Genomic DNA, 18,645 nt, shown 5'->3' on the forward strand with positions numbered 1-18,645 from the left:
AAATGTATGAAAGTAGTATTTATTTAAATGCTGCTTTTTTTGTGAAGTGTAATAAAAAATGTCATCTTAATAATAAGTCTTTTTGTAAGGAATAAAAGCTTTTGTAAACTAACTAAAAAAATATTTTCAGCATGAAACAACTAGTTTTACCAGCATTGTTTTTAATTACACTTAATGCTTTTTCTCAAAGTCCGTGGACAAAAAATAAAAATGAAGGATATATTCAAGCTTCATTTACTACTATTGGAAGCTATGATAAAATCTATGGGAATCCAGATTATAAGCCTCAACGAGAAATTACCGATAATACATTACAATTATACGGAGAATATGGTGTAACAGATAAAACAACATTATTAGCCAACATTCCTTTAAAAATGGTAAAAACAGGTGATTTTACTGAAGACATGTCAGTGATTTTTCCTTCTTTTACTATTGAAGAAACTTCTGAAACCTCATTAGGAAACATCCAATTAGGAATAAAACACAACTTTTCTAATAATAAATGGTTGCTTTCGGGACAACTTTCTATAGAAGCAAATACAAGTACCTATAAAGAAAATTCAGGATTACGAAGCGGTTACGATGCATGGACATTTACACCATTATTTTTAACAGGAAGAGGTTTTGACTCATGGTACATTCAAGCTTTTACAGGATTTGATATTAGAACAAATGATTATAGTTCTAACTATAAATTAGGAGGAGAAATAGGTTACAAGGCTTTAAATTGGTTATGGATAGCAGGTTTTTTAGACGGTGTTGCCTCTTTAAAAAATGGTGACGTTATATTGCCTCAAGAAAACTTAGCAACAGGCTTATATGTAAACGATCAAAGCTACGCTGCTTTTGGACTAAAGTTTATTGGAGAGTTTAATAAATCTTTTGGTGTAAATGTTGGATTTGGAGGTGCTTTTGCGGGAAGAAATGTAGCCAAAGCTCCAGCATTGAGTTTTGGATTGTATCATAAGTTTTAAAAAAGTATGGTTTATCCATACTTTTTTTAAGGCAAAATAAATAAAGAGTTTTTAAAGTTGAATTAAATTGCTAGTACTAATTTTAAAAACTTTAAAGATGTTAAAAAACATTTCAAATTTAGGTACTACTCTAAAAAAGACAGAGCAGAAAAATATTAACGGAGGTTTCGGACTTACTAGATGTAGATACGATCAAGATTGTCCGAGAAACGACATGTATTGCTTCCATGGTTACTGCCAATATAAATAGTATTTAAAAAGCGAGTTAAACTCGCTTTTTATTTAACCTTGAATAAGGAACAAAACTTAAAAAGTAAGGTTTTTCCTTACTTTTTGTAAGGCGAAATAAACGAAGAGTTTTTAAAGTTGAATTAAATTGCTGGTACTAATTTTAAAAACTTTAAAGATGTTAAAAAACATTTCAAATTTAGGTGCTACCCTAAACAAAAAAGAACAAAAAAATATTAATGGTGGTTTTGGCGGAGGAACTATGCAATGCTCTTCAAATAGCGATTGTGATATTCTTAATTCTTACCCAGGGATGGAAAATGAACGTTTCTTTTGTTTCTGGGGTTATTGTCAAATATCTTAAAAATATATTATGTTAAAGAACATTTCAAACTTAGGTACTACCCTAAACAAAAAAGAGCAAAAAAACATTAATGGAGGATTTAGAAACATTAGATGTTTCTCTGACAAGGATTGTCCACCTTGGGATTCTTTTTGTTATAATGGTTATTGCCAGTATAAATAATATTCTAAAAAGCGAGTTAAACTCGCTTTTTTTATTAATAATGTATAAAAAACTAAATAATAAGGTTTTCTCTTACTTTTTTTATGGTAAAAATCTAAATTCAATTTTAAAAACGAAGTAGATTGGACCTTTATTAATTTATAAATTAAAAAATTATGTTAAAGAACATTTCAAACTTAGGCACTATCCTAAACAAAACAGAGAAAAAAAATATTAATGGATCAGATAAAGGATGTAATCCATTTGAAGTATGTGATTTTGATGAAAGATATGATTATTCCTTATGTCAATGTGTGCCTGATGTTCCAAACCCATAAAAATTACTTAAAAAGCGAGTTTAACTCGCTTTTTTCTTTTTTTCTCTTTCCTCCTTTTTCTTTTCTATTAACATACAGCTATCTTTGCGCTTTCAAATCAATAAAAAAATGACTGAGAACGTAAGAGTACGCTTTGCTCCGAGTCCAACAGGACCTTTACACATAGGTGGTGTAAGAACTGCTTTATTCAATTATTTATTTGCTAAAAAATATAACGGAACCTTTGTTTTACGTATTGAAGATACAGATCAAACTCGTTATGTAGCCAATGCAGAACAATATATCATCAATTCATTAGAATGGTGTAATATTCCGTTTGATGAAGGCCCAGGTAAAAACGAAAAATTCGGACCATATCGTCAGTCAGAACGTAAAGATTTGTATAAAAAATATGCAGATCAATTAATTGAAACCGGTTGGGCATATTATGCTTTTGATACAGCTGAAGAACTAGATGCACACCGAAAAGATCATGAAGAAAAAGGAAAAACCTTTATTTATAACTGGCACAATCGATTAAAATTAAACAATTCGTTGGCTCTTTCTGCTGATGAAGTTGCGGCTAAGATTAGTGCAGGAGAAAAATATGTGATCCGTTTTAAAACTCCACAAGATGAAACCTTAATTCTACAAGACGAAATTCGTGGTACTATTAAAGTAGAAACAAATACATTAGATGATAAAGTATTATTTAAGTCTGATGGAATGCCAACGTATCATTTAGCAAATATTGTAGATGATCATTTAATGGAAATTTCGCATGTAATTCGTGGAGAAGAGTGGTTACCTTCTCTCCCACTCCATGAGTTATTATATCGTGCATTTGATTGGAAAGCACCAAAATTTGCACACTTACCATTAATTTTAAAACCAGTAGGAAAAGGAAAATTAAGTAAGCGTGATGGTGATAAATTAGGTTTTCCAGTATTCCCGTTAGAATATACAAATGAGCAAACAGGTGATGTTTCACGTGGATACAAAGAAGACGGATACTTTGCTGATGCATTTATAAACATGTTAGCGTTTTTAGGGTGGAATCCTGGAACAGAGCAAGAAATTTTTAGTTTAGAAGAATTAACAGAAGCATTCGATTTAGCGCGCGTAAGTAAATCAGGAGCTAAGTTTAGTCCAGATAAAACTAAATGGTTTAACCAACAGTATTTACAGCAAAAATCTAATGAGGAACTTACAACGTTGTTTTTACCAATTCTTGAAGAAAAAGGAGTAACTACAGATAAGGATAGCGCAGAAAAAGTAGTTTCTTTAATAAAAGAGCGTGCAACGTTTGTAGCTGATTTTTGGGAGTTATCTAGCTTTTTCTTTGAAAACCCTTCAGAATACGATGCTAAAGCGGTTAAAAAGCAATGGAAAGACACTACAAGTGAATTAATGCAAGAGCTAATTGAAGTGATTTCTAAAATTGAAGACTTTTCAGTTGAAAATGCACAAACTGAAATTAAAGGGTGGATTACTTCTAAAGAAATAGGATTTGGTAAAGTAATGCAACCACTTCGTTTAAGTTTGGTAGGAAAGCTAGCAGGTCCAGATTTGTTTGATATTATGACAATGATAGGTAAAGAAACTACCATTACAAGAATAGAAAACGCGATAAACGAACTATCATAAAAATAAAAAAGCCGCTATTTAAGCGGCTTTTTTTATATATTAAATTAGAGGTTTAAAACATACAACCTCCTAAATGTTTGGCAGCATTACGACCATTATTAGCACCACCATTATTCCAGTTTAATTTGAATACAACACCTAAAGTTCCTTGAATGTGTGAACGCATACTTTCATAGCCTTCAAAAGAGTGTTTGTAGTATAATTGTGGATTAATACCAATATTATCACTAACCCAATAAATTCCACCAGCACCAACATTAAGTGTAGGTGTCATTTTACGTTCAGAATCTACTACACTTCCTCCTATAAAAACATATGGAGCAAATTTGTTAAACATAGCATTCAAGTTATAACGAAACGAAGCATCCATAGAAAAATACTTTGCTGAGTTTTTAATAAAACCAACATCATCAATAGTATTAAACGACATAGCACCATCTAAAGAAAAACGGTCACCAATAGGCATGGTTAAACTTAAAGTAGGTACTTGAAATAAATATTGATCGCCAATAAAAGCGGCATCACTTTCACTAAATTTTGTTATTCCAAAACCTACACCTATTTGCCAAGAGTCGTTTAAATTTTGTGAAAAAACGGATGTTGTTAAACAAGTAAAGATTGCTATGAATAAAATTTTATGTTTCATCGGGAGATAAGTGTTTAGAGTAATAACTGGTTTAATAAGTTTTTAGTATAATTAAATTAATTGGCATTTACCTTTTTAATAGCTGCGGTAAAATCATCTAAGTCGTTGTCGTTTAAAACTAAATGGATAGCTTCATCACAAACTTTTTCAGCATTCTCAGTAGAGAAATGCAAAGCTACTGCAATTTTACGGAGTATACCAACTTCTTCTTTAGCTACATCTTCATCAGCAAAAATCATTCTGGTTAAACGATATAGGCGCTCAATACGTTCATCATAACTTACAGGAGCGTTTATTGGGTACTTTTCAGGATTTTTTAAAATTAGTTGATATTCTTCTTCACTAATATTTAATTTTTTTGCAGCTCTGTCTAATAACAATTGTTCTCCTTCTGAAATAATTCCATCAGTTTCAGCAATTTTTACTACACTAGCAAAGTGTCCTATTTCTTGTTTGTGTTTTCCGGTTGAATATAAATCTGATATTGACATAATTTTTTGTTTTTTTTGATTGAAAGTAAGTGGTTTTTATTTAGAAGCAAAGTTTAAATAAAATCACATAAAATACCGTCGAAAGTTAACAATTCTGACTAAAAACAAAGTATTATTTTTTCTTATTGTAATTAGAAAACACATAAGATCTACTAATAAAAAAAAGTGTTTTTTTATCTGTTTTAAAGGGTTTTTATTTTTAGCTAATACAAATACTTACGGTAGCTGTTTTTAATCTTTTAAAACAACGATTATATAGGTTTTAATAAAAAAGATAGAGAAAAATAAAAAAGAATAAACAATACTTATAAAATCAAAAAAAAGAATCGATAAAATTTAATATAGCTTTACTCTTAAAAAATTACTAACTTGTTAACAAATGAATTTTTAATCTTATCAAAAATGAAAGCGGTATACACTATTTTAATTTTTTTAGTTTCAGTTACGTTGAGTTTTTCACAAAACAACGAAGTAATAGAAAAAGAGGTTAATCAACAAATATGGAAACCCTTTAAAAAATCTTTTGAAGCCAGAGATTGGGAATCATTTAATAATTTACATAGTAATGATGTGTTAAGAGTAAATAAGTATGGAATTCGTATAGGAGAGGAATACAAAAATTCAATACAAACATCCTATCAAAAACCAACAACCAAGAAACGACAAATAGATTTTTGTTTCAATCAAAGAATCTATAAAGAAAACACAGGTTATGAAGTGGGGTATTACCGAGTTATATATACTGAAAAAGATAAAGAACCTCGCACAGTATATGGTAGGTTCCACGTGGTACTAAATAAAAGGAATAATACTTGGTTAATTACACAAGATTGGGATACCGATACCATGAATGGAAAATCAATTACCAAAGAAGATTTTGAATCAGGTAAATGTTTGTAAATTAGATAATAATTTTTAAGTTATTTTACCCTGCATTTGTCATTTCGACTGTAAGGAGAAACCTGTTTAAATATTTTAGTAGTAAATATCCCATCAAAACTGAAATTGGCTTAAAAAAATGTATCTATTTCAAAACTAAATAACTAAGAAAAGCATTACTTTTTCATCTGTTAAAGTATTGTAAAATTTAAATTCTACTAAGTGTAAAATCTGAGTGAAAACGTAAATTTGTGTAGAGTTTTTGCGCAGAGTTCCCCACGATTGTTAATTACTTCAGCTTTAAAAAAAGAATTGCGAAAACATTGCTGTTGTTCCTATTCAGTCACTCTTCTCAAAAAAAATTGAAAAGAAAACTAAAAATTTTATTGTAAATGAATCAATTTGATAAGCATCAAATCATTCCTTTTTATTTAGGGAATGAAGCCTCTATTAAAGAAGCCTTAGTAAAGTACAAAGAACTATTAGACACCAATAAAGCAGTCGTAAATCAGGTGTTTGATGTAGAGTTTAAAATTATAGAAAACGATACCCAGCGTCGTATTCAATTGGCAGATACTAACAATCAAGAGTTGGTAAAAGATGCACTAAACATGGGACCAGATGGAGGTCCAAGCTATTACCCAGCACATATTGGAGATACCGATGAAACTTATATTTCAGAAGTACTCTTTTTTGCTATTGCATTAGAGTATCCCTCACTAAAAGAAGCAGTAGTTACTACAGCAAAAGCAATAGTAGCACATAGTAGACGCTTTAACGATACTTGGAATTTATGGATAGACGATATGCGTGTTTTTGGTATCGAAGCTTTATATATGCTATCACGAACAGATGTTAATTATACCTACTTACTATCGCAATTTTTAATTCCTTATTGGGATGATGAACACGCTGTAGGTTACGAAGAGTATTTACGCGATTTATTCCAAAAAAACGGATGGAACAGACCTATGATTAAAGCTTTTATTTGGTGTGATAATAGCTATTTTAGACAAGCTATTGCAACATCACAAGAAGAATCATTAGGAAACTATTTAAAAGCAAACTCAGAAGAATATACCTATTTCAAACAAGCACTTCAAGAGCGGTTTGTAGAAGAACCAGTACTATTACCCTACAGTGATGATGACCCAGAAGAAGCACATCCTGTATTAGATATTTATTTCAGTTTAGTAGTTGTTGCCGAAGAATGGGAAGAGTCGATAGAAGATAATGAAGAGGTATTACAAGAACACTTTATTGAAGATACCTTAGAAAATGAAGCACTTGATTTAGAAAAAAGTATAAAAAACACACTTCAAAAACCTTTAAGTAAAATTAGTGAAGAGGCTCAAAGAGAAAAAGACGAAGATGAAGAAAGAGAAGCCTATTTTGAGAATTATGAATATGGAGACGGTTTAAAAAGTGTGAAGGAGCTAATCTTACACTTACATCGTGGTGCAGACCTTTGGAAATATGTGCAAACTGGTCAACATAAAGATGCTTTAAACGATTTACCTCAGACTGATTTATTGCCCTTAGCCAAAGAACATGCACGTCTTATATACTTACGAATGTTATATTTTACAGGAGGTTATCGTGATGAAAATGAAGTTCGTGAATCTCTAGATGATATTATAAGTCATGTTACCGCTGAATTGTTGTCATTAGAAGAAGAAGATGTTGAAAAAATCTATCAAAACGGTCTAATTCTTACCATTAAAACACGACCTACTGGTAAACCAGAAGATACAGAAGTAGCAGAAAGACAACAAGAACGTAACGCTATGTATTTACGCATACTAGATGTGTTCTATTACGCCTTTGGTAAAAAACCGTTTGATGACGATATTAAAGATATTGTAACTAAAAATGATCCTTTATTAAGTGTTGAAGAATATAAGCAACGTTACTATCCTCAACTTTCAAAAGAAGCAACACCTGAAGAGAAAGAAAAGCATGAGAAAAAGATAATAATAGAAGTATTACGAGAGTTTGCAGATCTTGATATAAAACTTTCTAAAAAGAATTTTGACGATGCAGCTTTTGTTTTTGAAGAAAAAAGAGAACGTCGCGACTGTTCTTGGTGGTCAAAAGACAACATAGGCTGTTGTACTTTAGCAACGCACCTACTCTTTCAAGACTTTCAACAACATGTAGGTGATGAATATACTCAAGGTTTATTCAATTATATCAACGAAAATGTTTGGACGTTGATGGCTAAAATGGTAGAAGAATCATTGGTAAATCCTATTAATGAAAAGAATAAAGACTTAGACCTTATTAAGGAGCAAGCTTTAGGATATATCACTGAGACAAATACCACGTTAACAGAAGAAGCAGCACTAGAAATTTTCAAAAAAGTTTTACGAGTAGACAAAAAAGAAGAAGCAAGTGCTAAACAAAAAAAGTACGATTTATTCGATAATGCCTACGAAGACAACCAACGTACTGTGCTTATTTGTTATTGGTTATCACAAATGTCACTACCAAGTCAAAAACAAGGAAAACGATTGTGGAAATTGTGGGTAGCCTTGGCTCCGCAAAGAGCAATACAATTTTTAGCAAAAATAAATGCAGACGATGAATACAATTACACATTTGAGAAGCCTATTAAAGAAATTGATTTTTACGACAGAATTGAAAGAAGCGGAGTACCTAAAGCACAAAGTATTGCTTTTCAAATGGTAGTGGCTCAAAAAGAGTTTCATAATAGTTGGGAAGGAGATAAAGCTCCTTATTTAGTATGGTTAGATAAGTATAATGAAATAGATAGTACCGCAACAGGTATGTTTGATGTAATAGATAAAAAACGCGCATTGGCTTTAGACGAAGGAATGCATTACATCGAAGCACATAGACGAATTGAATATTTTATCGATTTATCGTTACAAAACGAACGTTTTCCTTTTAACCAACCAGAAGCATTTAAAGAAACAGTAGGTAAATTGTTTCAAGTAAATTTAGCACCATGGTATCAGAGATTACCGGTATACAATGGTAATACTTGTAAAAGCTATGATAATTATTACAACAACGACAAAGAAGAAGTTAGTGCTTTAGAGAAATTACCAATATCATTTCATCCAAATGCAGTTATCAACCTTTCTACAAAAATTAACGATTACAACCAAGTTCAATTACTCCAAAAGAAAGGAGAAGAACTCGTTATTTTACAACTAGATAAAGAGTATAACGACCATAGGTTTGAAGACTCGCAAATAACACCAGAAAAAGTATCGTTACCTTTTGGTCAGTTTGTGTTATTTCCTGAAGAAATAGATACAGAAGCAATTTTAAACGCCATTCGTAACCAAACTACCGATGCCGAAGATGTTGAATTATTAGTTACCAAATTACAAGAGTATTTAAATGATGAGGTGAGTTATACAGATATGGTATCGCTATGTAATAAAATGCTTGAAAAAGAAGCCTTCAATGCCTATCATAGAAATTATTCAGCGATGACAATTCAGCAATTTATTTGGATGATGCCTGAGGAAAAACAACATCGTTTTATCAAACTATTTGCGAATCATAGCCTCGAAGGAACCAAAATGCTAACGAGAGACTTTACCAAAGCATTTTTACGAATGAAAGTACGTGAAAAAGAAGTTAGTTTAGAAGAAATAAGAGAAAAATCAGAAGAAGATGAGTACAAAGAAGCAGCATTTACATACTTACTAAACCTTTTAGATACCTTAGAAGTCAATCCATTATACATTGCAGATATAGCACTTGATGAATATAATGAAGCCTCAAAACATTGGTTTATTGCTTTAGGAGCAGAAAAACTGTTTGATCTATCACAAAACTTCTCAGTTGATAAACGTGTAGAACTAATAGAAATGCTTTCCGAATCAGAAGAAGCTACAAACGTTTTAAAACCCTTTTTAGAGGATGTATCCAGAATGGTAAGAGATATTACAGAAAGTGTCTTAAACGCTTCAGAAACGATGTAAAAACAAAAAGCTGTCTATTTAGGCAGCTTTTTTATTTATACTTTAAGCCGTTATTGCTATTGATCCCGTCATTGTGAGTGTTAACGAAGCAATCTTTAAAGTTCCCAACCAACAGATTACTTCGTCGTATCCTCCTCGTAATGACGTTAAGTTTTTTGTTCCGTTTTGCTATTGATTCCGTCATTGCGAATGAAGTTAAGCAATCTTTAAGTCATGAGTTCCCAACCAACAGATTACTTCAGTTGTACCTCCTTCGTAATGACGTTAAGTTTTTTGTTCTGTCTTTGTTATTGATCCCGTCATTGCGAGCCTTTCGACTGTCGCTTAAGGCAGGCTAAAGCGAAGCAATCTTTAAGTCGTGCGTTCTGAACAAACAAATTACTTTGGTTATGACTTTCCTCGTAATGACGTTAAGTTTTTTTGTTCCGTTTTGCTATTGATCCCGTCATTGCGAGCCTTTCGACTGTCGCTCAAGGCAGGCTAAAGCGAAGCAATCTTTAAGTCGTGCGTTCTGAACAAACAAATTACTTTGATTATGACTTTCCTCGTAATGACGAAATATTTTAAAAATCGAACACCCAATTCTCAGCTAAATCCAACCAATCAGGATTTTCATTAGTAATCAAATCTTCTTTTCTTTTTCTATTACTAGCTTTTAACTGTTTCTCTCTAGCAATCGCTTCATCCATAGTAGAAAATTGTTCGAAGTATACTAGTTTATCACAATTATACCGATGAGTAAAACCCTTATACTTTCCAGATTTATGTTCATAAATCCGTTTGATAAGATTAGAAGTTACACCAATGTAAATGACAGTATTATTCTTGTTGGTTAACAGATAAATACAAGGATTTTTCATAGTGTTAATTTACAAAATTATTCACACTGTCATTGCTATTCACATCGTCATTGCGAACGAAGTGAAGCAATCTTTAGGTCATGAGTTCCCAACCAACAGATTACTTCGTCGTATCCTCCTCGTAATGACGTTATGTTTTTTGTGTCGTCATTGCTATTGACTCCGTCATTGCGAACGAAGTGAAGCAATCTTTAAGTCTTGTGTTCCCAACCAACAGATTACTTCGTCGTATCCTCCTCGTAATGACGCTATGTTTTTTGTGTCGTCATTGCTATTGACTCCGTCATTGCGAGTGGTAACGAAGCAATCTTTAAGTCTTGCGTTCCCAACCAACAGATTACTTCGTCGTACCCTCCTCGTAATGACGTTAAGTTTTTTGTTCTGTCTTTGTTATTGATCCCGTCATTGCGAGCCTTTCGACTGTCGCTCAAGGCAGGCTAAAGCGAAGCAATCTTTAAGTTTTGCGTTCCCAACCAACAGATTACTTCAGTCGTACCTCCTTCGTAATGACGTTGAGCTGGTATAACTGATTAAAATAAAGGAATAAACGTAAAAAAAGGATTTTGAAAATACCTTATTTTTACCACACAAGCTTTAAAACCCGTCTATGAACAACGAGAAAAATTCTGAAACTTGGAAAAAACTCTACCAAAACTCACAAAAACTCAATAAACCAACCTCGGTAGATAATATACTTTCTGATGACGATGTTACCTTTTTAAAACAAGAATTAAAGAACATCATCAATCGGTTTTTAGATAAAGGAGAATTGCACAAAGGCATCAAAGTATACATAAACCATGAGCTACAAAACGGAATAGCAGAAGAAATGGCTGCTAACAGACCAAAAGAAGAGGAAACTATTGAGCAGTGGTGTATGAAACTATTTGGAGATCAAAAATTCGGAGTTGTTTTTAATAGTTTAGAAACCTTTAGTAATGAGTTTACCGAGAGAATGTGTCAGATTGTTGCTCCACTACTTCAAAAAGTAGGAATGCCCTTGGGCGGACTCTCTTTTTTGTTTTTTATGGGAAACTATGGTTTTACCCCTTTCGGAATTCACAAAGAAGCCAAAGGAGAAGAAGGATTTTTGTTTCATTTAGGTCCAAACTCTAAAGATTTTTACACTTGGGATATTGAAAAATACAATCAAATAGAACACAATACTCAGGTGTTCCACGAGGTAGATGCAATGCTACCAAGCTCCACAAAATACCCGCTAAAAGCAAAATCGGCGATGTTTATTCCGCATCATGTATATCATATTGCAAAAACTGATGAATTTTCACTAAGTGTAGTGATGGATTATATAAACCCGTCGAGAGATTATTTAGAAAAAACGATTGCCACACAAATAGCCTCAAAAGAGCTCCAAAAAAATCCGAATGTAGGATATTTACCACCAGTAGATATCACCACCGAAGAATTGGATTGGAACAGCTTATTAAACCCAAAAACATGGGAACAGCAATACAAAAAAGCACTTTCAAAATATATTACCAGACTAAAAAGTAACGCAGGAGTCTTACAACCTTCGATATCTGAAAACAAAGAAGGGGTACCAAATCCGCCATTTCAAATTACAGGAAAGACAATTTTTCCGTTGTTAATACATACAGAAAGCACAGAGAAAACCTGCGTTATGGCAAGAGGAAATGAAGTTGTTGTTAGCAATAACTCACAACTAAGTACAATTATAGAAAAGCTAAACACAGGAGAAACCATAAGCTTTGAAGAATTACAAAACCACCTTACTCCTACTTGGGAATTGATGGATGTATTTGATTTTGTAAGTCAGTTAGCACGAGTTGGAGCGATTACTATTTGTAAGGAATAAGTGTATTGTCATTTCGAGCGATAGCGAAAAATCTCATTCACTGGAGTCAGAAACACTCTTGAAAGCACCTAACACGCAATTTTAAGATTTCTCAGTCGTCACCTCCTTCGAAATGACGTTAAGGTTGTATGGTTTCCCATCATTGTGAGCGTTAGCGAAGTAATTTTTACATCGTGTGTTCCAACCAGCAGATTACTTCAGTCGTCACCTCCCTCGTAATGACGTCATTGTTATTGATTCCGTCATTGCGAGCGCTAGCGAAGCAATCTTTAACTCGCGCGTTCCCAACCAACAGATTACTTCGGTCATAACTTCCCTCGTAATGACGTTATATTTATTTTCATCTCGTCATTGCGAGCAATAGCGAAGCAATCTCTCTATTACGAGTTCTTAATAAACAACGGACTTCATCGTAACTTACTCGCAATGAGTAATAACCCTTGCCTCCCTCCTCTTTTTTTACTATGTTTAACACGCTAAAAAAGTAAAAAGTAGTACTACCCCTTATCTCAACTATTTTTTATAAACAACAAGTAAAAACAAACACTTCTTTATGGGTTGCCGTAAAGAATGGTGGTTGTGTATACCTAGTTTTGAAGTATAATTTAAAAAATAAATAATGAGTGGATCAGGAGGAGGAGGTTATGAACCTCCACAAAAAGCAAAATTTGATTGTAATACAGGGGTTATAATAACAATGGTTTCATCAGTAGAGATATCTGTTTTAGAAAAACATAAAGTAGGAGATATTTTTGATTTAGTTATTGGAGAAAAAGGAGCTTTGTTAATGGAAGATGGAGATGGAGAGTTTATTGGGGCAATACTTCATTCAAATACAACAGATATAATTAATTGTATTGAAGGTGGAGTTAACTATAAAGCGAAAATTTTAAGTATAAGTTCTCCTTCATGTAAGGTAAAAATATATAAAGGGTAATTATGATAACTGTAGTTGGAGGGACATATAGAGAAATTGACTATGATGATATTACGCTGGAAATTTATGGTTCTGGTTTTAGAGGGACAAAATTTTTGTTAGAAAATAAATGTTCAGTTAATTTTTTTACAGCAGGGAATAAGGAAACATCTAGGTTTCTTGAAGAAAATAAAAAAGTTTATGATGGTTTTAAATTTGAATGTACTGATTATAATGAATTAATCACATTTAAATATAATTTTGCAGTAGACCAACCAATTATTTACCCTAATATTTTAAATATTTCAAAATCAAAAAAGATAAATGTTAATGGTAAAAATGTGGTGGCATATGGTATGCTTGAAACTGATTTTGAAATAGAAGCAGATAAAGTAGTCTATGATCCTCAAACATCAATAAAACCTATAATTTTTAGTGAAATAGGAAAAGCAAAAGAATTGGTTTACATTGTTAATATGAATGAAGCTAGATCTATTGCATCAAGTAGTAATATTGAAAAAATTAAAGAATATTTTTTTAAATCAGAAAAAGCAAAAGCCCTGATAATTAAAAATGGGCCGTATGGAGCAACACTTTTTTATAATAATAAAGAAATTATAATTCCAGCATATATTACTGAAAATGTAAATAAAATTGGTTCGGGAGATATATTTACATCGAGTTTTGGATATTATTGGATGGAAAAAAAATTATCACTAGAAGAATCAGCTAAGAATGCATCAAAAAGTACAGCATTTTATTGTGATAAAAAGGTATATATGGATACTACTGATAATATATCTAATTTTAACTATAAGGAGTTTAATTATAAAGATTTATCAGAAAAACAAATTTATTTAGCTTCTCCTTTTTTTTCCATATCAGAATTGATTTTAATAGATAAAATACGAACAGCTTTTTTATCATTTGGAGTAAAAGTTTTTTCTCCTTTCCATGATATAGGACTAGGAGATGAAGAAATAATAGCTAAAAATGATATAGATGGAATTGAAAAGTCAGATATGATTTTCTTAGTGCTCGATAATTTAGATTCTGGTACTTTAATAGAATCAGGTTATTCATTAGCAAAAGGAAAAAAAATGATAGGGTATCACAGGACTTGTGACGAAAAAAAACTATTAATGCTAAAACCAAGTAAATTAAAAATATATAAGCATTTAACCACGGCAATGTACCAAACTATATGGCAAATATAAAAAAGGCAGTTTTATTATCTGGAGGAATAGATTCAATATGTTTAACTTATGGTATTATGCCTGAAATAGCTTATACTATTGATTATGGGCAAACTGTATCGGAAAGAGAGTTATATGTTTCAAAATATATTTGTGAAAAGCTTGATATTGAACATAAAATTATAAAAATTGATTGTAGAAGTTTAGGTTCAGGAACCCTAGCAAATTCAGAAAATCTAAAACTTTCTCCATCTGATGAATGGTGGCCTTTTCGAAATCAATTACTAATAACATTTGCAGCTATGCAAGCTATAAAAGATGAGGTAAAAGAATTATACTTATCATCTGTAAAATCAGATGGTTTTCATAGAGACGGTACAAAGGAGTTTTATAAATTAATAAATAATTTAGTTTCTTATCAAGAAGGACAAATAAAGGTTATTTGCCCTACTTTGGACTATTATAGCCATGAGCTTGCATTAAAATATAAAGTACCAATTAATCTGTTGTCCATTGCTCATTCTTGTCACATATCAAATTTTGCTTGTGGTAAATGTTCAGGATGTACTAAACAATTGAAAGTTAGACACGAATTAAAAATTGTATAGGATAAAGATTATCAAGGAAAGAAATTTAAAAAAATAAACCTCGTACATTTGCGTAAAATTTTTGTACGTTGAGCAAGCAAGCAATTGTAAACCAATACCAACAATCTGATAATGTAAAACAGATTGTTAATCAGCTTCAACAAGATCCACACCATTTTCAAATAACGAATTTGGTCGGTTCTTCGTTGTCTTTTGTCATTTCCGAAACTTTTAAACAAGCCGATAAACCCTACTTGTTAATTTTTAACGACAAGGAAGAAGCTGCTTATTATCTAAACGATTTAGAACAGTTATTGGGCGATAAAAACGTGTTGTTTTATCCGGGTTCGTATCGCAGACCGTATCAGATAGAAGAAACTGACAACGCCAATGTACTCTTGCGTTCTGAGGTGTTAAACCGTATCAATTCTCGTAAAAAACCTGCGATTATTGTTACCTACCCTACTGCCCTGTTCGAAAAAGTGGTGACCAAAAAAGAATTGGAAAAAAACACGCTAAAAGTGGTAGTGGGCGAGCAAGTATCGCTCGATTTTGTCAACGAAGTATTGTTTGAATATCATTTTAAACGTGTCGATTTCGTAACCGAACCAGGAGAGTTTTCGGTACGTGGTGGAATTATCGATGTGTTTTCGTTTTCTCACGACGAACCGTATCGTATTGAGTTTTTTGGTGATGAGGTAGACAGCATCCGAACGTTTGATGTAGAAACGCAACTTTCTAAAGAAAAACTGAAGAAAGTGAGCATTATGCCCAATGTAGAAAACAAAACATTGCAGGAGTCACGAGAAAGCTTTTTAAAATACATCTGGGCTAAAACGGCTGTTTTTGTGAAGAATTTGGATTTACTAAGCGATTCGTTGGACAAATTCTACCGAAAAGCAGAATTATCATTCAACGAATTATCTACCGAAATCAAACACGCAAAACCCGAAGAATTGTTTTGCAACGGTGAGCTCATTCGAAATCAACTACAAGATTTTACAACGGTTGACATCGGTAAAACGGGTCATTCCGAACGTAGTGAGAAACCGCAAGGTTCAGCGGAGCTAAATCTCACCGAAATAAGTTTTAATACCCACCCACAGCCGTCTTTCAACAAAAAATTCGATCTGTTAATTCAGAATTTCAACGAATTTTCGGCAAAAGGATTTACCAATTATATCTTATGTTCTAACGAACAGCAAGCACAACGTTTCCACGATATTTTTGACGACCACGAAGAAGAAGTTTCGTATGAAACAATCGTGTTTCCGTTGTATCAAGGATTTGTGGATATTGATAGTAAAATTGTTTGTTATACTGATCATCAAATCTTTGAACGTTATTACAAATTCCGACTCAAAAACGGATACGCGAAAAAGCAATCCATCACCCTACAAGAACTTACCAAATTAGACGTAGGTGATTATGTAACCCATATCGACCACGGTATTGGAAAGTTTGGCGGACTTCAAAAAATTGATGTAGAAGGTAAAAAACAAGAAGCCATCAAGTTAATTTATGGCGATCGTGATATTTTATACGTGAGTATTCACTCACTACACAAAATTTCCAAATTCAATGGAAAAGACGGAAAACCGCCTAAAGTATATAAATTAGGGTCGAACGCTTGGAAAAAAGTCAAGCAAAAGACCAAAGCCCGTGTAAAACATATTGCGTTCAACTTAATTCAGTTATATGCAAAGCGTAAGTTACAAAGAGGATTTGCTTTCGGACCCGATACACATATGCAACATGAGTTGGAAGCGAGTTTCTTATACGAAGACACACCCGATCAGTTCTCTTCTACTCAAGAGGTAAAAGCCGATATGGAAAAAGAACAACCGATGGATCGTTTGGTATGTGGTGATGTTGGTTTTGGAAAAACAGAAATTGCCATTAGAGCCGCTTTTAAAGCGGTAGATAACGGAAAACAGGTTGCAGTGCTCGTGCCAACTACGGTTTTGGCATTTCAGCACTTTAAAACCTTTTCTAAGCGATTAAAAGATTTTCCGGTTACAATTGACTACCTAAACCGTTTTAGAACCACAAAACAACGCAAAGGTGTGTTAGAAGGGGTTGCTGATGGAAGTGTAGATATTGTGATAGGAACGCATCAATTAACCAATAAAGCAGTTCAGTTTAAAGATCTTGGATTGTTGGTTATTGATGAGGAACAAAAATTTGGAGTAGCAGCGAAAGACAAACTAAAAACCATTAAAGAAAACGTAGATACATTGACCTTAACGGCAACGCCGATACCGCGTACTTTGCAGTTTAGTTTGATGGCGGCGCGAGATTTATCGGTAATTAAAACACCACCACCCAACCGTCACCCCATAGAAACCAATGTAATTCGCTTTAGCGAAGAAACGATTCGCGATGCGATTTCGTACGAAATTTCTCGTGGTGGACAGGTATTTTTTATCCATAACCGTATTGAAAACATCAAAGAGGTAGCAGGATTATTGCAACGTTTAGTACCAAGTGCAAAAATTGGTATTGGTCACGGACAAATGGAAGGGAAAAAGTTAGAAGAACTCATGCTTGGTTTTATGAACAATGAGTTTGATGTACTAGTGTCAACGACCATTATTGAAAGTGGATTGGATGTACCGAATGCCAATACGATTTTCATTAATAACGCGAATAATTTCGGACTGTCAGATTTACACCAAATGCGTGGTCGTGTAGGACGATCGAATAAAAAAGCCTTCTGTTATTTTATCACGCCACCGTATCACCATATGACTGATGATGCGCGTAAGCGAATTCAAGCATTAGAACTGTTTTCTGATTTAGGAAGTGGATTGAACATTGCCATGAAAGACTTGGAAATTCGTGGTGCTGGAGATTTATTAGGTGGAGAACAAAGTGGATTTATTAATGATATTGGTTTTGATACCTATCAGAAAATCTTACATGAAGCGATTGAAGAACTGAAGGAAAATGAGTTTAAAGACTTATATCCTACGGATGAAAATGCGCCAAAAGAGTATGTAAAAGAGGTGCAAATTGATACCGATTTTGAAATTCTGTTCCCAGATGATTATGTGAATTCTGTTACTGAACGTTTGAGTTTATACAACAAATTAGGAGCCTTAACTACAGAAGAAGAATTGCAAACTTTTGAAACTGAAATTATCGACCGTTTTGGAGAATATCCAACGCAAGTAGCTGATTTATTAGACAGTGTTCGTATTAAGTGGTTAGCGAAAGAATTAGGCTTAGAAAAGGTGATTTTAAAACAAAAACGATTAATAGGATATTTTGTAGCCGATCAACAAAGTGCTTTTTATCAAACCGAAGCATTTACCAAAATGTTGAGGTACGTACAGCAAAATCCGAAGAGCTGTGTAATGAAAGAAAAGAAAACCAAAAAAGGATTGCGTTTACTCATCACATTTATAAAAATTGATAGTGTACACAAGGCGTTAGAGACCTTACAGAAAGTTTAAAACGTCATTGCGAGCGAGGAACGAGTGAAGCAATCTGTTTGTTAAGAACTCACAACTTGGAGATTGTTTCATATCACTACGTTGCATCCGCAATGACGGAAAAAACAACGTCATTACGAGGAGGATACGACGAAGTAAT

Annotated in this window: 15 protein-coding genes; 12 read left to right on the forward strand and 3 right to left on the reverse strand. The window is 32.9% G+C overall.

Annotation, left to right across the window (positions count from 1 at the left end; all coding sequences use genetic code 11):
- The first annotated feature begins 131 nt into the window (after positions 1 to 131).
- From ACKTTR_RS00060 to gltX, 5 genes are all read left to right on the forward strand, one after another.
- Entirely contained in the window at positions 132 to 977 is an 846-nt protein-coding gene (locus tag ACKTTR_RS00060; RefSeq protein WP_408025939.1) for a hypothetical protein, read from the forward strand.
- A gap of 406 nt (positions 978 to 1,383) precedes the next feature.
- Positions 1,384 to 1,569: a hypothetical protein gene (locus tag ACKTTR_RS00065; RefSeq protein ID WP_408025511.1), complete on the forward strand. Its 186-nt coding sequence runs from the start codon at positions 1,384 to 1,386 to the stop codon at positions 1,567 to 1,569.
- Between the two features lie 9 nt (positions 1,570 to 1,578).
- Positions 1,579 to 1,731, forward strand: a complete 153-nt coding sequence (locus tag ACKTTR_RS00070) for a hypothetical protein (RefSeq protein WP_408025940.1) — start codon at positions 1,579 to 1,581, stop codon at positions 1,729 to 1,731.
- A 155-nt stretch (positions 1,732 to 1,886) separates the two neighbouring features.
- On the forward strand, positions 1,887 to 2,048 hold the full coding sequence (locus ACKTTR_RS00075; RefSeq protein ID WP_408025941.1) for a hypothetical protein: 162 nt from the start codon (positions 1,887 to 1,889) through the stop codon (positions 2,046 to 2,048).
- A 108-nt stretch (positions 2,049 to 2,156) separates the two neighbouring features.
- On the forward strand, positions 2,157 to 3,674 hold the full coding sequence (gene gltX / locus ACKTTR_RS00080; RefSeq protein WP_408025942.1) for a glutamate--tRNA ligase: 1,518 nt from the start codon (positions 2,157 to 2,159) through the stop codon (positions 3,672 to 3,674).
- 52 nt (positions 3,675 to 3,726) lie between these two features.
- Here the strand turns inward: gltX and ACKTTR_RS00085 are convergent, their stop codons facing one another.
- Entirely contained in the window at positions 3,727 to 4,320 is a 594-nt protein-coding gene (locus ACKTTR_RS00085) for a transporter family protein (protein ID WP_408025943.1), read from the reverse strand.
- Positions 4,321 to 4,376: 56 nt separating this feature from the next.
- On the reverse strand, positions 4,377 to 4,811 hold the full coding sequence (locus tag ACKTTR_RS00090) for a TerB family tellurite resistance protein (RefSeq protein WP_408025944.1): 435 nt from the start codon (positions 4,809 to 4,811) through the stop codon (positions 4,377 to 4,379).
- A 402-nt stretch (positions 4,812 to 5,213) separates the two neighbouring features.
- On the opposite strand from ACKTTR_RS00090, the gene ACKTTR_RS00095 reads away from it, so the two are divergent.
- Positions 5,214 to 5,711 (forward strand): nuclear transport factor 2 family protein, encoded by a 498-nt coding sequence (locus ACKTTR_RS00095; RefSeq protein WP_408025945.1) that lies wholly within the window; start codon positions 5,214 to 5,216, stop codon positions 5,709 to 5,711.
- 371 nt (positions 5,712 to 6,082) lie between these two features.
- Positions 6,083 to 9,652, forward strand: coding sequence for a hypothetical protein (locus ACKTTR_RS00100; protein ID WP_408025946.1), 3,570 nt, complete (start codon positions 6,083 to 6,085; stop codon positions 9,650 to 9,652).
- A gap of 563 nt (positions 9,653 to 10,215) precedes the next feature.
- On the opposite strand, the gene ACKTTR_RS00105 is transcribed toward ACKTTR_RS00100, so the two are convergent.
- A complete protein-coding gene (locus ACKTTR_RS00105; RefSeq protein ID WP_408025947.1) occupies positions 10,216 to 10,512 on the reverse strand; it encodes a GIY-YIG nuclease family protein in 297 nt (98 codons plus the stop codon).
- A 607-nt stretch (positions 10,513 to 11,119) separates the two neighbouring features.
- Here ACKTTR_RS00105 and ACKTTR_RS00110 point away from each other — a divergent pair.
- From ACKTTR_RS00110 to mfd, 5 genes are all read left to right on the forward strand, one after another.
- Positions 11,120 to 12,349, forward strand: a complete 1,230-nt coding sequence (locus tag ACKTTR_RS00110; RefSeq protein WP_408025948.1) for an RNA methylase — start codon at positions 11,120 to 11,122, stop codon at positions 12,347 to 12,349.
- Positions 12,350 to 12,968: 619 nt separating this feature from the next.
- Positions 12,969 to 13,286 carry a hypothetical protein gene (locus ACKTTR_RS00115; RefSeq protein WP_408025949.1) on the forward strand — a complete coding sequence of 106 codons (318 nt, stop codon included), beginning with the start codon at positions 12,969 to 12,971 and terminating at the stop codon, positions 13,284 to 13,286.
- A 2-nt stretch (positions 13,287 to 13,288) separates the two neighbouring features.
- Positions 13,289 to 14,482, forward strand: a complete 1,194-nt coding sequence (locus ACKTTR_RS00120; RefSeq protein ID WP_408025950.1) for a PfkB family carbohydrate kinase — start codon at positions 13,289 to 13,291, stop codon at positions 14,480 to 14,482.
- The gene (locus ACKTTR_RS00125; protein ID WP_408025951.1) at positions 14,470 to 15,069 is read left to right on the forward strand and encodes a 7-cyano-7-deazaguanine synthase; all 600 of its coding nucleotides are present in this window, start codon (positions 14,470 to 14,472) and stop codon (positions 15,067 to 15,069) included. The genes ACKTTR_RS00120 and ACKTTR_RS00125 overlap by 13 nt, the downstream gene beginning before the upstream one ends.
- A 68-nt stretch (positions 15,070 to 15,137) precedes the next feature.
- Entirely contained in the window at positions 15,138 to 18,506 is a 3,369-nt protein-coding gene (mfd, locus tag ACKTTR_RS00130) for a transcription-repair coupling factor (RefSeq protein ID WP_408025952.1), read from the forward strand.
- The last annotated feature ends 139 nt before the right edge of the window (positions 18,507 to 18,645 follow it).

This window comes from Tenacibaculum litoreum (assembly GCF_964513915.1).
In the GTDB taxonomy this organism is placed as follows: Bacteria; Bacteroidota; Bacteroidia; order Flavobacteriales; family Flavobacteriaceae; genus Polaribacter; species Polaribacter litoreum.

Excerpts from the sequence above, each read along its gene's own strand:
- ACKTTR_RS00060 (WP_408025939.1), top strand. The coding sequence starts at position 132 with ATGAAACAACTAGTTTTACCAGCATTGTTTTTAATTACACTTAATGCT.
- ACKTTR_RS00065 (WP_408025511.1), top strand. The coding sequence starts at position 1,384 with ATGTTAAAAAACATTTCAAATTTAGGTGCTACCCTAAACAAAAAAGAA.
- ACKTTR_RS00070 (WP_408025940.1), top strand. The coding sequence starts at position 1,579 with ATGTTAAAGAACATTTCAAACTTAGGTACTACCCTAAACAAAAAAGAG.
- ACKTTR_RS00075 (WP_408025941.1), top strand. The coding sequence starts at position 1,887 with ATGTTAAAGAACATTTCAAACTTAGGCACTATCCTAAACAAAACAGAG.
- gltX (WP_408025942.1), top strand. The coding sequence starts at position 2,157 with ATGACTGAGAACGTAAGAGTACGCTTTGCTCCGAGTCCAACAGGACCT.
- ACKTTR_RS00085 (WP_408025943.1), bottom strand. The coding sequence starts at position 4,320 with ATGAAACATAAAATTTTATTCATAGCAATCTTTACTTGTTTAACAACA.
- ACKTTR_RS00090 (WP_408025944.1), bottom strand. The coding sequence starts at position 4,811 with ATGTCAATATCAGATTTATATTCAACCGGAAAACACAAACAAGAAATA.
- ACKTTR_RS00095 (WP_408025945.1), top strand. The coding sequence starts at position 5,214 with ATGAAAGCGGTATACACTATTTTAATTTTTTTAGTTTCAGTTACGTTG.
- ACKTTR_RS00100 (WP_408025946.1), top strand. The coding sequence starts at position 6,083 with ATGAATCAATTTGATAAGCATCAAATCATTCCTTTTTATTTAGGGAAT.
- ACKTTR_RS00105 (WP_408025947.1), bottom strand. The coding sequence starts at position 10,512 with ATGAAAAATCCTTGTATTTATCTGTTAACCAACAAGAATAATACTGTC.
- ACKTTR_RS00110 (WP_408025948.1), top strand. The coding sequence starts at position 11,120 with ATGAACAACGAGAAAAATTCTGAAACTTGGAAAAAACTCTACCAAAAC.
- ACKTTR_RS00115 (WP_408025949.1), top strand. The coding sequence starts at position 12,969 with ATGAGTGGATCAGGAGGAGGAGGTTATGAACCTCCACAAAAAGCAAAA.
- ACKTTR_RS00120 (WP_408025950.1), top strand. The coding sequence starts at position 13,289 with ATGATAACTGTAGTTGGAGGGACATATAGAGAAATTGACTATGATGAT.
- ACKTTR_RS00125 (WP_408025951.1), top strand. The coding sequence starts at position 14,470 with ATGGCAAATATAAAAAAGGCAGTTTTATTATCTGGAGGAATAGATTCA.